A 13,413-nucleotide genomic window follows, 5' to 3' on the forward strand; every position below is an offset into this window, starting at 1 on the left:
TCGGTGGCACTGCTCACGCCGGCGCCTCTTTCGTAGGGACAGTCGTCTGCGGGACCGGGCAGCAGCAGGCGTCGCCCTCGGCGGGTCGTTCACTATGCAGTGCGTCCGCGACGAGGTGGGTGGCCGCCTCTAGGGCTTGGAAGTACGCCGGCCAGTCGTGCTCGAGGGCTGGGTGTAGCGCCAGGTCGAGCACGGGTGTTGTGGCCCCGGTGGTCTCGCACGTCAACTCAGCCCGCCCCACGGTGACCTGCACCGGGGCGGGCAGCTTAGAGGCCGCGGCGGTGACCGCCCGGCACAGAGCCGCGGCAGCCTGGGCGTACTCGGCTCGGTCGCGGGGGAGGATGCCTATGCGGCGCTCGGCGGGCGGAAGGTCAAGGCCGGTGTACGGGTGGCCCTGGCAGCTGTCGTACGTGACCAGTCCCCACGATCGGGTGAGGGCGTCGACCAGGGGGCGGACGCCGGGCTCGATCGCTTCGTGCCACTGCGGGTGGGCCGGTTCCAGATCGTCGGCCTCGTGCACGCCGGGCAGGCCAACGGTATTGATATTGCCATGCGCGCTGGTGTGCAGCCGCACCGGGGCGCGATGGGCGTCGACGCGATCCCAACGCGCGAGGAACGCTGCGACGTTGCGCATGCTGTTCGGGCTGCGGGGGCGCCAGCGCACCGTACGGCACCAGACACCCGCCGGGTGAGCGGGCTGGGCGAGGAGCGCGGCGATGCCGTCGATCACCCGCATTCGGTAGTCACAGTAGGCGTCCTGGTCCCCGGCCTGGTCCTGGCGCCATCGGGTGGCCACACAGCCGCCGCCGCACGCGGACCGGTACGAGCACGTCGTGCACCGCTCCATCAGGGCCTTGCCCGCGTTGAGCAGCGGAAGCCGCCGCTGAGCGGCGACAACCACCGCCTCGTCGGGGATCCGGTCCAGGCGTCCGAGTTTGGCCTCCGGCCAGGGCAGTTCGTCACAACTGCCGAGCCGTCCGTCCGGGTAGAGCGTGAAGACGTGGTCGCACTTCATGCTGGAGAAGTGGCAGAAGCCGCTGTCCAGCCCGCGCAGCCGCCGGATGGTGGACACGGCCGGTTCCAGTTTCAGGCGGGCGAAATACCCGGCGCCGATCCAGTGAACGGCCGCGGCGAGCGCGAACTCGGCGTACTCAGCCGGGCTGATCGCCCACGCGGGCCCATCGGAACCGCGGACCGCAGCTTCCTGCAGCAGTCGGCTCGCCGGGAGGCGCCGCCCCTGAGCGGTGGTCGGACGCTGGACGGAGGCGTCGAAGCAGGGCACGAAGCTGACGGCGTTGACCGCCTCGAACCCAGCGAGGTGGTCCAGAACCGCCGCCGCGCGGCCGAGCACGAGCGGGGTGACCGCGGCAATCACACCCACCCTCCTGCCGCGAGCGGCCAGCAGCCGCAGGGCGGCGGCGACGCGCGGGTAGACCGGCTGGCCGTCGTAGCCGACACGCCAGGCGTTGCCCGTCGCGTCCCCGTCCAGTGAAATGCCGATCTGCAGGTCCGGGTACAGGGCGTCGAAGAGGTCCAGCCACTCTTCGTCCAGCTTCACGCCGTTGGTCTGAAGGGAGACGCGGACCACGGTGGGCTGCGCGGCGAGTTCACGCAGGACGTCGGCGACGTGGTCGCGGCCAGCGCTCAGCGGCTCGCCGCCGTGGAGTTCGACAGCGAGCGGACGCCCCCGGAAGAGCTCGGCAAGCCGGCGTACTTGGCCGGCGTCGATCCGCGCTCCGCCCGGGGCCTCCTTACGTTTCTCGTAGCAGTACAGGCAGTCGACGTCGCAGGTCTCACCGCGTAACTTCAAGATCACCGATACGGCGCTGTCCGTATCCTGGGTGTCCAGGCCGCGGTACAGTTGGGCTATCGGGTCGTGCTGTTCGGTGGTGCGGTACATCGGCTGCCTCCCGGGATGGCCGTGACCGGCAGGGGATCAGTCGTACAGGCGACCCAGCAGGGCGCCCTGGCCGGACTGCAGGATGTGGGCGGCCTCCAGCGGGATCCAGAAGCACTCGAAGTGCGTGGGCTCCTGCTGCCCGTCGTGATCCTCCTGGCTCATCCAGCGCTCCGGGGTGGGCTCGGTCAGCTCCAGGTGGAAGACGTGCCGGTGCTGGAGCTCGAACCGGTAGGGGCTGATGTCGTACTCGGTCTCGCCGAGCTTCCGCACGATCTTGAAGTCTTTGAGGCCCGTCTCCTCGCGGGCCTCGCGCAGCGCCGCCGCCTCCGGCGTCTCGCCCTCGCGGATGCTGCCGGCCGGGACCTGGATGCCCACCTCCTCGTAGCTGTAGTCGGTGTGCCGGAAGACCAGCAGCTTCCCGTCACGCACGACGTAGCACAGCACTTTGTCCTTGGTGACCTTTTCGGGCACGAGAACACCCTTCTTCATTCGATGGAATCGGTCGCGCACCCGGCGGCGCCCAAAGCCAGGGCGCACGGCAGGCACCCCTTGATGACGGAGGGCCGACGCCGGGCAAACGACCTTGAGTCTAGGCCGCGCGAACGCACATCAAGACAGCCTGAAAATGGTCGAACTGGCTTACGGAATAGGCGAGATGGGCTGAAACAGCAGCCCTTGCCGTGCGTCGGCACCACCCCTCCTCGCCGCCCTCGGCGGCGGTGCCGCTGGGCCGGAACCAGATCTGCTTCCCCCGCAGGAGTGGCTGGGGCTCCAGCGCATCGGCCGAGGGGCGCGGCCTCTGTGTCGGGCCGCGCAGCAGAGTGCTCGGTGAGGCGGATCAGGCCAAGGCCGGCAGTTGGCGTACGGCGGCCTCCAGTCAGCCCGGAGCCGCGCTGAGGTGCCCGACGCCAGCAGGGGTGAGTTCGCCAGCGAGTCGGCTCTGGCATAAGGGTGCGCGTGTACGTCACGAGGCGGCGCTCCAGGGGACGACGAATCCTGTCCAATGCCGTCTGTGACCGCGACGCTCGGGTGCCCGTTGCCGGACGTTGGTGATTCTATCTCCGGTGACGTGGGGTGTTGAGCCTCTTCATGCGGGTGATTCAGCCATTTGTTCGATGGCCGTAGCCATGGTGTGGGATGGAGGGGCCCAGGGCCGAAGATCACGGCCACGGCGACCGTCAGCTGGCGCGGGCCCCGCGGATGCGCCTGCGGTCAGACGGGCCGGAGGCTGAACGTGCCGCCGAGCCGCTTGCGCACCTCGCGGTCGGGTCGCATCGAAAGCGTCGGGAAAGGGGTACCAGTTTCGACCAGCGGGCTCTGCGGCGAAAAGGCGAGGCGAGCCATACGGCTTCTGCGGCAGACTGGCTGATCCCCTTCGCTGGATGTATCCCTCCCACACCTTAAGATCGTTTGGAGGAAGGCGATTTGACTGAGTCCGATCAGCCGACGGCCCGGTGGAAGAGCGAGTCGATGACGACGCGGCTCATCGCTGCCGTTCTTGTCACGGATCCCGACAACGGCAGACTCCTTATCCTGCGCCGTAGTAGCCACTTGGACTTCGCGCCTGGCGAGTGGGATGTCCCCAGTGGCAAGGGCGAACCCCAGGAACCGGTCACCGCGACCGCAATACGGGAACTGAAGGAGGAGACGGGCGTCGTGGCCACCGAGGCGGACCTACGCCTCGTCCACGTCGTGCACGGCTCCTGGGGAGCGGAGGTCCCCGGGATGTTCATGGCCCTGGTCTTTCACACTGACCGGTGGAGCGGTACCCCCCACAACGCGGAGCCGCACAAGCACGACACCATTGCCTGGGTGCCGCCGGACGACCTGCCGCAACCGTTCACACGTACTACCCTGGTCGCCGTCAAGCGGCACCTCGACGGCGGCCCGATCCTTTCATTCGACGGCTGGCCAGAGGCCGGATGACGGTCAGTCCGGGCAGCTGCCCCGGAGGCGTGGCCCGAAGTCGTGAAGCTCAGCAATGAGCCGCACGGCTTCCTTACGGGCCAACTCCAGCCGAGGATCCTCGGGGTACGCGTGTGGCCCTGCGATCTTCGCGCACACGAACAGGGCCATCAGCCGGCCGGACCTGGTCTCCAGGTCTGGCCGACGTTCGCTCCACACGCGTTTCGCCAAGGCCGGGACGGCGAGGGCATGGCCCCATAGCGTTGCCGCGTCCAGCCCTCGTGGCGCCATGCCCCAGTCTTCCCAGTCGATCATGCAGAACTGCGGGCCGGTCACGTTCGCCCACGTCAGGTCGGCGTGGGCCGGCAGCCACTCCTTCACCGCGGTGTCGGTCACCTCGGGGAAAGCACCCCCGAGGGTTGCTGTCACTAGCTCCTGCGTGATGGTTTGAGTGTCCGGCGTAGCGAGGCGAGGTGCCGACTGGGCGGCAAGGGCGTCCAGTGAGGCGTTCAGCGCGGACCACCACTCAGCCGGGAGACGGGGGTCTTCGATCACGACAGCGGCTTGACCAACCGGCGCGGAGCTGACCAGTTCCATCTCATCCGCGCGCCACATCACCGGTTCACCCGGCTCGCGCCACGCACACCCTGCGTACCACGAGGGCATGGCGACCCCGCTCAAGACAGCAGCTGATTCGGGGCCGTTCCACCCCTGGGCGCCGATCCGGTCGAACCCTCGCCGCTCGATGCGCACCCATGTATTGCGGTCCGTCCGTGCCCCGACTGTCCGGCGCTTGCGTACCACCGTCTCCCGGTCGAGACCCAGCTGCAGCGACCGCTCCACTCGGTCCAGCACCCCGCCAATCGATTCTCGGCGTAGATCAACGGAGCGAGGCACAGGAAGCGTCATATACGGGACCGTAGCAAGCAGGCGGAGCCGAATCCCGAGATGGTCGCCAGCCTCGGCCCGTGAGGACTCGCCTTGTCCACCAGGTTGATCCCCGGTCGGCCGAACTCGTCGACTGTGCGGGAGAGCACGGCGGTGCCGTCGACTTCGATGGCGCGCAACGGACGTAGGTACTCCTGCGGCTCTCGGCAGTGGGCAGCATACGCATGCGTTGGTCTTCGTCCATGCGAGCACCGAGTTCCGCAATGTGTTGGGGACGTAAGGCTGCCACGGCTGTTCCCATCATCGGTGAGCGCGGGCAGCCCTGCCGTAGCACGCCTCGACGCGCCCAGGCTTCGAAGAAGCACCGCAACGAGTGGAAGCGTTGAGAACACGGACTTGCCCAACACCCTTACGACTCAGGCTGGATAGACTCGGCTGAGTCCGGCAACGGGCACCCGAGTCGCTGCGGTCACAGGCGGCGTACGCATTGAATTCCTCATGCTTCGGGAGGCCCGCTGTGCCGTGTGTGCTGCCTGCCAGGCGCCGTCGCAATCACCCCGACGCTCCTGCTGGGGCGTTGACCGAACCTATTCCCTCGCCTGCCACAAGGCCGCGTGCTCATCAGCTGTCACGTTCGCAGCACGGACCCTGTGCCCGGGCAGTTGCCCTGCGGCCCCCGCGGTCAACTGCCCTCCGAACGCACCGCTACGTCGAGGAGGAGAAGGCATTGCCATACCGGTCCGTGATCGGACTTCATCTGGTTCTGCTCGAGCAGGGCCACGTGCTGCTCGGCCTGCGTGCGGGCACTGCCTGGTGTGACGGCTGGTGGCACGTCCCCGCTGGCCATCTTGAGGACGGGGAGTCTTTCCTTGCCGGCATGGTCCGTGAGGCTCGGGAGGAGCTGGGCATCGCCCTCGCGGAGGAGGACCTGGTGGTCGCGCACACCGTTCACGACCACGATCTCGAAACCGGTCAGAGTCGGCTGCAAGTCTTCTTCACCGCCAAGCAGTACTCGGGCCGACCCTGTGTTGCGGAGCCGGACAAGTGTGCGGAGTGGCGGTGGTGGCCGCTCTCCGAGCTGCCGGAGAAATTGGTGCGCTACACCCGTCAGGCGCTGATCTGTATTCAGCGGGGCCAGAGCGCGAGCACGCTGGGGTGGCCCGATGCCTGCTGACGAGGTGCGCGAGCCGGTGGGTTTGATGGTGCCGGAGGACTATGCGAGTTCACGCGCGGTCTTTTGGGGTGGGGCCGCGGTGCTGTTCACCGACGCGGCGGGCAGGGTTTTGGTCCTGGATCCCTCGTACCGGCCCGGAAAGCTGCTGTTGCCCGGCGGGGGAGTGGACCAGGCGGAGCAGCCGTCGGCCGCGGCGGTGCGCGAGGTGGCCGAGGAACTCGGTCTGTCCGTCAGCGTGAGCCAGCTTCTGGCGGTCGACTGGGTCAGCAAGGGCAATCCGGAGTTCGGAAAGGTGCACGGCTTCCCCGGTGAAACCGTGTCCATTTGGGACGGTGGTGTCCTGGAGGAGAGCGACATCGCCCGGATTCGCCTGCCCGAGGACGAGATCACCTCGTTCCATTTCCTTCCGCCGGGGCAGGCCGCACGCAGGATGCGCCCGATCGAGCGGCGACGGATGCTCGCTGCCTTGCGCGCCCGGATCGACCGTGCCGGCCCTGTTGTGCTGGAAGACGGGGACACCGTCGGGCTCGGACAGGCGCTACAGCGATTGAACGTCGTCCCGCGTATTGCGATCGGCTACCAGCACATCGGCTGGCACCCGGCCCTGGAGCCCTCCGCCGGCCTTCCCGTGAAGCAAGCCTGGGTGTGGGCCTTCGATCCGCTCGGCCGGGTCGTCGTCCTCGTGGATCCGCGCGACGGCCATGTCGTCCTGCCTGGCGGAACGGTCGAAATGGACGACGACGGGCCGAAGGCGGCGGCTCTGCGCGAAGCCGCAGAAGAGGCGGCTCTGCGCCTGCACGATGCCGCCTACCTCGGCTACCTCCACGATCCGGACGGCGCGGTCTACGGCCCAGACACGGGGGCGAACGCCCGGGCACGGTACATCGCACGCATCGACTCCCTGGGGCCCGCCGCTCCGGATGTTGCGACCGGCATCACCTACGGCCGGCTGCTGGTCAGCCCGGTGCAGGCGAGCGAGCTGCTCGGCCTCGGACGCGCCGGGGCCGAACAGGCCGCGTACGCAGCCCAAACGGCGGCAGCCCGCTGGGGAATTCCGCTGAGTGCGCCGCAGGCCGCGATCGAGATCCCCCACACGGGCATGGCGGCCCTCCTGCCCTGACCTCCGCACATGACGACCACCTCGTGCCGGAGCCCTGCCGGCGCGATGCCCTGCACTGCCCTTCTGGCCCTAGAGGAGGACTCTCATGTCCGACGAACCTGACACCACCGAGCAGGCTGTCGGCTGCCCTGACCGCGTGGTCACCGACGAGCAACGGACGTACTGGGCCCGGGTCGAGGCGCCCATGGCCTCCTGCACCGCCCTGATCACCGATGCTGACGGCCGGATTCTCGTGGTCGACCCGACCTACAAGGACGGCTTCGACATGCCCGGCGGCATGGTGGAGGCCGGCGAAACGCAGATCGAGGGCCTGGAACGTGAACTGGCCGAGGAACTCGACCTGACCGGCGTGCCGATCGGCCGGTTCCTCGTCCTGGACCAGGTCCCCGCTGCCCGGTACGGGCGAGCCATGGTCGTCACGGTGTTCCACGTCGGTCCCCTCACCGACCAGCAGACACAGTCCCTGCGCTTTGCGGACGGGGAGATCGGCGCCGCCGAGTTCCTGCCCGTCGAGGAGGCCCTCGCGCGGCTGCCGCACCGCCTCGCACGCCGCATCCAGGCGGCGCACACCGCGCTGATCTCGGGCGTGCCGGCCGTACTGATCGACGGCACGTCCCACCTTTTGCCCGGCCCAGTCGTATCGGAGGCGCGATGAAGCGGCTCCTGAAACGAGTCTGGAAGACGGAACAGTCCCTCTCCGAGTCCGAGGCCGCGCTCGGAGTCGAACGGCTTCTGCCGCGCTGACCCGTGCCGCCCCAGCTGGCAGCCGGAGCCCCATACGGGATGAGACACCGCCCGGCCGACCCATAACAGCCGTACCTACGAGGGGAGTTCCTGACGTGCCGCACCGATCCGAACCAGACACCCCAGGAAGCCTGTGGCGAGACAGGGACTTTGGGCACTACGCCGTCGCCCAGGGCATCAGCGTCACCGGGAGCGGCGTGACCACGATCGCGCTGTCCGTCCTGGCCGTCGTCGACCTGCACGCCTCCACCTTCAACGTCGCGCTGATCGCCTTCGCCTCCAAACTCCCACCCCTGCTGCTGTCCCTCCACGCCGGCGTGTTGGCCGACCGCCGCCGCAAACGCCCCCTGATCATCACCTGCGACCTGCTCTGCGCCGCCGTCCTGCTCACCCTCCCCACCGCACAGTTCCTCGCCCGCATCACCCTGATCCACCTCTACGCGGTCGCCTTCACGGTGTCCGCCCTGCAGGTCATCGGCAGCAACGCCTCCATCAGTTACCTGCCCTCCCTCCTCGGCCCAGGCCGGATCAAGGACGGCAACTCCAAGATGGGCGCCAACAACTCCCTGGCCGACCTGATCGGCACCAACTCCGGCGGCATCCTCGTCACCGTCCTAGGCGCGGCCCGCGCCGTCACCGTCGATGCCGCCTCCTACCTGGCCAGCGCCCTGCTCCTGTGGCGCATCAAGCACTGCGAGGAGCCGCCACCCGCCCGCACCGCGGGCACCAGCCATTGGGCGGAAATCCGCGAGGGCCTCACCTACACCGTGCACACCCCCGTCGTGCGCTCGATCGTGCTGGCGAATACGGCCACCTCCTTCGTCCTGGCCGCCAGCAGTGCCCTGTGGTCGCTGTACCTGCTGCGCGACCTGCACTGGAGCCCGACCGCCCTCGGGATCGTCATGGGCGCCGGCGGAATCGGCGGCATCCTCGGCGCCCTCGTCTGGCAGCCCCTGGAACGACGCTGGGGCCCGGGCCGGGTGATGCTCGGCGCGCTCGCCCTCAACCCTCTCGCCCAGATTCCCCTGGTCCTCGTCGGCCCCGGACCCAGTGGGCAGTTTGCCATCGGCGCCGGCATGGTCATCCAAACCGGTGCCGCCGTCTGCCACGGCGGACTCCAGCGCGCCGTCCGACAGGAACTCGCCCCCGACCATCTCCAGGGACGGGCCCAGGCCACGGGAGCCTGGCTCGCCTTCAGCCTGCGCCCGTTCGCCGCCCTCGCCGCCGGCGCTCTGGGCACCCTGCTCGGGCTGCGCCCCACCCTCACGCTCATCACCGCGGCCTTGGTCGTCCCGTTCCTCGTGCTGTGGAACTCGCCTGTCCGCGCTCTCGGCCCCGCCGCCCCCATCTCCCTGACCCCGAACGAGGAGCCCGCCAACCCATGACGATCACCAACCCGGCCGATTACTGGAACCGGCTGTGGGCATCGGGACGCCGCTACCGCGGACTCGGCCCCGAGGAACAGCAGCTGACCCGCCGCTTCCTCGGCGCCGGCCGCGGCCGGCCCGCGCTCGACATCGGCTGCGGCGACGGCGCTGGCGCCCGGTACCTGCACGCCGACCTGGGATACCGCACCACGGCGATCGACTGCTCCTCCGCCGCTCTGAAGATCGCGCAGGCCGAGCACAACGCGGACGACGGCCCGGTCTTCCAGCAACTGGACATCGAGACCGACGACACCAGCGCGCTCCCGGACGCCGGCTACGCCCTCGTCACCTGCCGCCTCGTGTTCGCTTTCATCAAGGACAAGCCCGCCTTCCTCGACCGCATCCGATGCCTCCTCCCGCCCGGCGGAACCTTCTGGCTGGTGACCCCTCTCGCTGAACGCCTCCCGGAGGAACGGCAATCGATCGGCATCACCCCGCAGCAAGCGGAATTGCTGACCGCGCCCTGGTCATCGGTACGAAGCGAAGACCTGGACTCGATGCGCTGCTACGCCCTGCGCCCCTGACCCGTCACGATCCACATCCTGACCTCGACGAGGGTCTCCGGTGGCAGGGAAGCCTGGCTCAGGCCGCTGCTGCATGCAGGTGGGCCAACAGTCCCTCCGTATCCGTCAGATCCGAAATGACGAAGTCGGCGCCAGCGGCACGGAGTTCCGGCACCGAGTGGATGCCCGAGGCGACAGCAATACAGCGCGCCCCAGTGTCATGCGCGGCCCGCACGTCGCGAGGCGTGTCACCGATCAGCACGGTCGGCGTCGTCAGCGCCACGCCGTAGGCGGCGTGAATCCGGGCCCGGGCAGCATCGACTAGACAGGCCCGGTCCTCGCTGTCCTCGCCGTACCCACCCACAGTCATGTCGAGGAGGCCGTCGAGACCGAACGCCCCCAGCTTGACGCGCGCGTTCGCCGCGATGTTGCCCGTGAGGACTGACGAGCAGATCTCGGAGTCTGTCGCGAGCGACTTCAACGCCTCCTGGACACCAGGCAGAACTCGGCCCCGTCGCCGCAGATCTTCCTCGCGACCCCGCCCTGCTTCTTCCAGCGCCCGCTGCGCCGAGGCCCATTGGGGAACCGGCAGACCGTGCCGGACGAACATCTCACGCATGATCGCCCGGTCCGTGCGCCCTTCCGTCGGCGCGGGCAGCTCGGCGTCACGCCCCGCGAGGGCCTTGAAGGCGCTGGCGTAGATCTCTTTGCTGACACCGGCGTTGTCTACGAGGGTGTGGTCCACGTCCCAGAGCACGATGAGCTGCACGTGCCCAGGGTATGCAGCGTGAACTGCCTGTTAACAGTGCCTTCTTGGGACGTCCTGGCGTCCCGCAAGATCTTGCCGCGTCCCAGAACGTCCTGGGAGGATGCGAATGTGAACGAGCGGCTGCGTACGGTGATGATCCAGCGGAAGGTGACCACGGAGGACCTTGCGGCTGTGTGCGAAGTCGATCCCAAGACGGTGGAGCGCTGGATCAGCTTGGGCCGACAGCCGCTCCGCAAGTACCGCTGGGCGGCGTCGCAGGCCCTCGGTGTGGACGAGTCGTACCTGTGGCCGCCGGAGGAGGACGACACCCAGGGGCAGTCGACGGAGCAGGCGGAGCTGGTCGCCGTCTTTCCCAACCGCGCGTCCGTCCCGCAGAAGACCTGGGTCCACCTCCTGAAGTCCGCCCAGAAGCACATCGACGTCCTGGTGTTCAGCGGAACATTCTTCGCGCAGACCAACCCGCGTGTGGCGGCGATGCTTGCCGAGCGCGCCGAAGCCGGCGTCCGGGTCCGCCTCTGTTTCGGCGACCCGGCTGGCAAGGCGGTCGCCGTCCGAGACGCGGAGGAAGGGATCGGCGGCACACTCTCCGCGAAGATCAGGGCATCGCTCACCTACTACCGAAAGTTGGTCGGCACCCCCGGCTGCGAGGTGCGCCTGCACGACACGACCCTTTACAACAGCCTGTTCCGTTTCGATGACGCACTGCTCGTCAACCCCCACGTGTGGGGGCAGCCGGCCAGCGCCAACCCGTTGTTCGAACTGCGCCGCCTGGGGGATGACGGCTGGTTCGACCACTACGCGGGCAGCTTCGACGCGGTCTGGGAGACTGCAAAGCCCTGGTCACCCGAGTCCATGTGAGGAGCACGGCCCGCGATGGGACGTACGGAGTACTGGTACGACGAGAATGCGCCGAAGCCCAACACGCTGATCCCGGCGTGCAACATGCTCGTCGCCCGGGAGACCGACGGGGCGATCCTCCTGCAGCGGCGCCGGGACACGGGGCAGTGGGCCCTGCCCGGTGGAGCCATGGACATCGGGGAATCCCCGGCGCAGTGCGCGGTCCGGGAATGCAAGGAGGAGACCGGCATCGACGCCGAACCGATCGGGCTCCTAGGCGTGTACTCGCCCCCGGAACATGTCGTGGCCTACACGGACGGGGAGATCCGGCAGGCGTACGAGGTGACCGTCATCGGCCGGCCGGTCGGCGGCGAGCCCACCATCAACGACGAGGCCGACGGCGTCCGCTGGATCCTGCCCAGCGAACTGGAGTCCTACGACATCCACCCCTCCATGAGGAAGCAGATCGACCACTTCCTCAACGGGACGTACCCGCACGTGGACTGAAAGTCCGCCCGCGTCCCTACTTGCCGACCGTAGCGAGCCGGACTTCGACCCTGTGCACCGCCGCGCGCAGCTCGGGTTCCGCTCGTCGGATGAACCGACCGACGATGCTGTCGAGACCGTAGCGACCGAGGATCTCCGACAAGCGGGCATCGACCGTGGTCGGCTCACCGTCCGGCGTTGTGGTCATGTCGCAGTAGGCCAGTGCATCGACCAGCGCAGGATGACCGAGAAGGGGAAACTCGTCCTCAAGTTGCTCCCTCAACCCGCGCTCCTCCGCCTCCAGCACCGCACACGAATGGTTGGCCACCAGCCGCACCAGCCACTCGTCCGCAGCCGTGTGGTCGCGCAGGTAGCGGGCACCGTCGAGCGGATGGAATCCAGTCGTGGCCAGTGCCGGCGTGTATCCGATGTCGTGCAGCATCGCCGCGGCCCACAGCAGCTCTGCTTCGTCGCTCAGGATCCCCGCCAGAGACTGCGCCTTTGCGGCGACGCCCTGAGAGTGTGCCCACCGCCGCGGCAGGGGCTCGGCGAGGAGGGACTCGGCCAGGTCGCGCGCCCACACGGTGAGGTCCATGCTCCGCAGCCTATGGTGTGAGGTGCGTTGGCCGGTTGGTGATCAGCGGGACGTCCCAGGACGTCTCAGGTAGTCCCGGGGCCCGGTCCGGCCGGCCGGGATCGGTTGCGTGAGGTTGACCGGGTTGCCGTCGGGGTCCTGGATGTGGGCGACGCGCTGTCCCCACGGCATCTTGTTGGGGCCGGTGCCGACCGAGCCGCCCAGTGTCGTCACCCGGCCGAGCGTCTTGTCGACGGCGTCGACACCGATGCTGAGCAGGATCCGCGGCGCCGCCCCGGTCCCCCGGGTTCGCCTTGGCCGCCCGCCCGAGGTGAACGTCAGGGTCGCCCGGCCTGTCGGCGAAGACCGGGCCATGGTCAACGAAGTGGCGCGGATGCTCTGCGACGAGTGCGCCGGCCCCCCTCCTCCCATCGGGCTAGGCGCGTCACGCCTGGGTCCGACGATGGATTCGCCCACGGCAGACGAAAAAGAGCCCCAAGGGACTGGAACCATCCCCGGGACCATGCCAACGTACAACCTCCCCGGAAAACACCAGGTCAGAGACGTTCAGGGGGGTGGGATGCCAGCCGCTTCGGAACCCGACCCCGGCCCCTGTCCCTCCGACGTGGCCCTTACCAAGGAGGCTAATCTGCCAAAGTCCGCACTTCGATCGGCCCCCGTTACCGCCCCGACGCCCCTTTCGCTCGGCGCCATGAACGCGTGGAGTGCCAGCAAGCAGGGGACTACGTCTCGGTGTCCACCGCGCTCTGCCTCTGCGTCTGCGCGGCCGGGCTGTTCGGCGAGGATCTGTTGCAACGCGGATTCCGCCGCGACCGAGCCGTTCTCACGCACATCGCTGCTCACCCCGGTGCCCAGACGCACAGTGTTGCCCGAGCGGTCGGAGCCAACCAGCGCGTCGTAGCCCGCAACCTCAGCCGCCTCATTGACGACGGTCTCCTAGTACTCGTCACGGACGGTGCGACCCCACGGCTTCGGTCGTACAGGTTGGCCTCCGGAGCCCGGGAACCTCGACGCTAGCTCGTCGGCGCGGCGCGCAATATAGGCCATGATCCCCGGTTACCGAAA

At 68.6% G+C, this 13,413-nt stretch carries 14 protein-coding genes and 1 pseudogene; 9 read left to right on the forward strand and 6 right to left on the reverse strand.

Translation table 11 applies throughout. The features are described from left to right. Window positions 1-13: 13 nt before the first annotated feature. Together ACWC1K_RS23055 and ACWC1K_RS23060 are read right to left on the reverse strand one after the other, a co-directional pair. A complete protein-coding gene (locus ACWC1K_RS23055) occupies window positions 14-1,900 on the reverse strand; it encodes a radical SAM protein (protein WP_450833839.1) in 1,887 nt (628 codons plus the stop codon). A 36-nt stretch (window positions 1,901-1,936) separates the two neighbouring features. After that, window positions 1,937-2,371, reverse strand: a complete 435-nt coding sequence (locus ACWC1K_RS23060) for an NUDIX hydrolase (RefSeq protein ID WP_389086768.1) — start codon at window positions 2,369-2,371, stop codon at window positions 1,937-1,939. A gap of 999 nt (window positions 2,372-3,370) precedes the next feature. On the opposite strand from ACWC1K_RS23060, the gene ACWC1K_RS23065 reads away from it, so the two are divergent. Further along, window positions 3,371-3,826, forward strand: a complete 456-nt coding sequence (locus ACWC1K_RS23065) for an NUDIX domain-containing protein (RefSeq protein ID WP_389086770.1) — start codon at window positions 3,371-3,373, stop codon at window positions 3,824-3,826. Between the two features lie 3 nt (window positions 3,827-3,829). Here the strand turns inward: ACWC1K_RS23065 and ACWC1K_RS23070 are convergent, their stop codons facing one another. Continuing rightward, window positions 3,830-4,714 (reverse strand): hypothetical protein, encoded by an 885-nt coding sequence (locus ACWC1K_RS23070; RefSeq protein ID WP_450833842.1) that lies wholly within the window; start codon window positions 4,712-4,714, stop codon window positions 3,830-3,832. A 721-nt stretch (window positions 4,715-5,435) separates the two neighbouring features. Here ACWC1K_RS23070 and ACWC1K_RS23075 point away from each other — a divergent pair. From ACWC1K_RS23075 to ACWC1K_RS23095, 5 genes are all read left to right on the forward strand, one after another. Beyond that, complete coding sequence (locus ACWC1K_RS23075; protein ID WP_450833843.1) at window positions 5,436-5,867, forward strand: NUDIX hydrolase; 432 nt, start codon at window positions 5,436-5,438, stop codon at window positions 5,865-5,867. Beyond that, window positions 5,857-6,987 carry an NUDIX domain-containing protein gene (locus ACWC1K_RS23080; protein ID WP_450833845.1) on the forward strand — a complete coding sequence of 377 codons (1,131 nt, stop codon included), beginning with the start codon at window positions 5,857-5,859 and terminating at the stop codon, window positions 6,985-6,987. The genes ACWC1K_RS23075 and ACWC1K_RS23080 overlap by 11 nt, the downstream gene beginning before the upstream one ends. 85 nt (window positions 6,988-7,072) lie before the next feature. Beyond that, window positions 7,073-7,642, forward strand: coding sequence for an NUDIX domain-containing protein (locus tag ACWC1K_RS23085; protein ID WP_389086779.1), 570 nt, complete (start codon window positions 7,073-7,075; stop codon window positions 7,640-7,642). 184 nt (window positions 7,643-7,826) lie between these two features. After that, entirely contained in the window at window positions 7,827-9,116 is a 1,290-nt protein-coding gene (locus tag ACWC1K_RS23090; RefSeq protein ID WP_389086782.1) for an MFS transporter, read from the forward strand. Further along, a complete protein-coding gene (locus ACWC1K_RS23095; RefSeq protein WP_389086784.1) occupies window positions 9,113-9,682 on the forward strand; it encodes a class I SAM-dependent methyltransferase in 570 nt (189 codons plus the stop codon). The genes ACWC1K_RS23090 and ACWC1K_RS23095 overlap by 4 nt, the downstream gene beginning before the upstream one ends. 58 nt (window positions 9,683-9,740) lie before the next feature. Here the strand turns inward: ACWC1K_RS23095 and ACWC1K_RS23100 are convergent, their stop codons facing one another. Further along, a complete protein-coding gene (locus tag ACWC1K_RS23100; RefSeq protein WP_389086787.1) occupies window positions 9,741-10,430 on the reverse strand; it encodes an HAD family hydrolase in 690 nt (229 codons plus the stop codon). A 108-nt stretch (window positions 10,431-10,538) separates the two neighbouring features. On the opposite strand from ACWC1K_RS23100, the gene ACWC1K_RS23105 reads away from it, so the two are divergent. Continuing rightward, a complete protein-coding gene (locus ACWC1K_RS23105; RefSeq protein ID WP_389086790.1) occupies window positions 10,539-11,288 on the forward strand; it encodes an XRE family transcriptional regulator in 750 nt (249 codons plus the stop codon). 15 nt (window positions 11,289-11,303) lie between these two features. Further along, window positions 11,304-11,774 (forward strand): NUDIX hydrolase, encoded by a 471-nt coding sequence (locus ACWC1K_RS23110; RefSeq protein ID WP_389086792.1) that lies wholly within the window; start codon window positions 11,304-11,306, stop codon window positions 11,772-11,774. Between the two features lie 16 nt (window positions 11,775-11,790). Here the strand turns inward: ACWC1K_RS23110 and ACWC1K_RS23115 are convergent, their stop codons facing one another. Both ACWC1K_RS23115 and ACWC1K_RS23120 read right to left on the reverse strand, forming a co-directional pair. Further along, complete coding sequence (locus tag ACWC1K_RS23115; protein WP_450833850.1) at window positions 11,791-12,348, reverse strand: HD domain-containing protein; 558 nt, start codon at window positions 12,346-12,348, stop codon at window positions 11,791-11,793. 42 nt (window positions 12,349-12,390) lie between these two features. Continuing rightward, a pseudogene (locus ACWC1K_RS23120) lies at window positions 12,391-12,706 on the reverse strand (VOC family protein); the annotation flags it as partial. A gap of 374 nt (window positions 12,707-13,080) precedes the next feature. Between ACWC1K_RS23120 and ACWC1K_RS23125 the strand changes: the two are divergent. Then, window positions 13,081-13,365, forward strand: coding sequence for a winged helix-turn-helix transcriptional regulator (locus ACWC1K_RS23125; protein ID WP_450833851.1), 285 nt, complete (start codon window positions 13,081-13,083; stop codon window positions 13,363-13,365). Window positions 13,366-13,413: the final 48 nt, after the last annotated feature.

This window comes from Streptomyces sp. NPDC001492 (assembly GCF_053597275.1).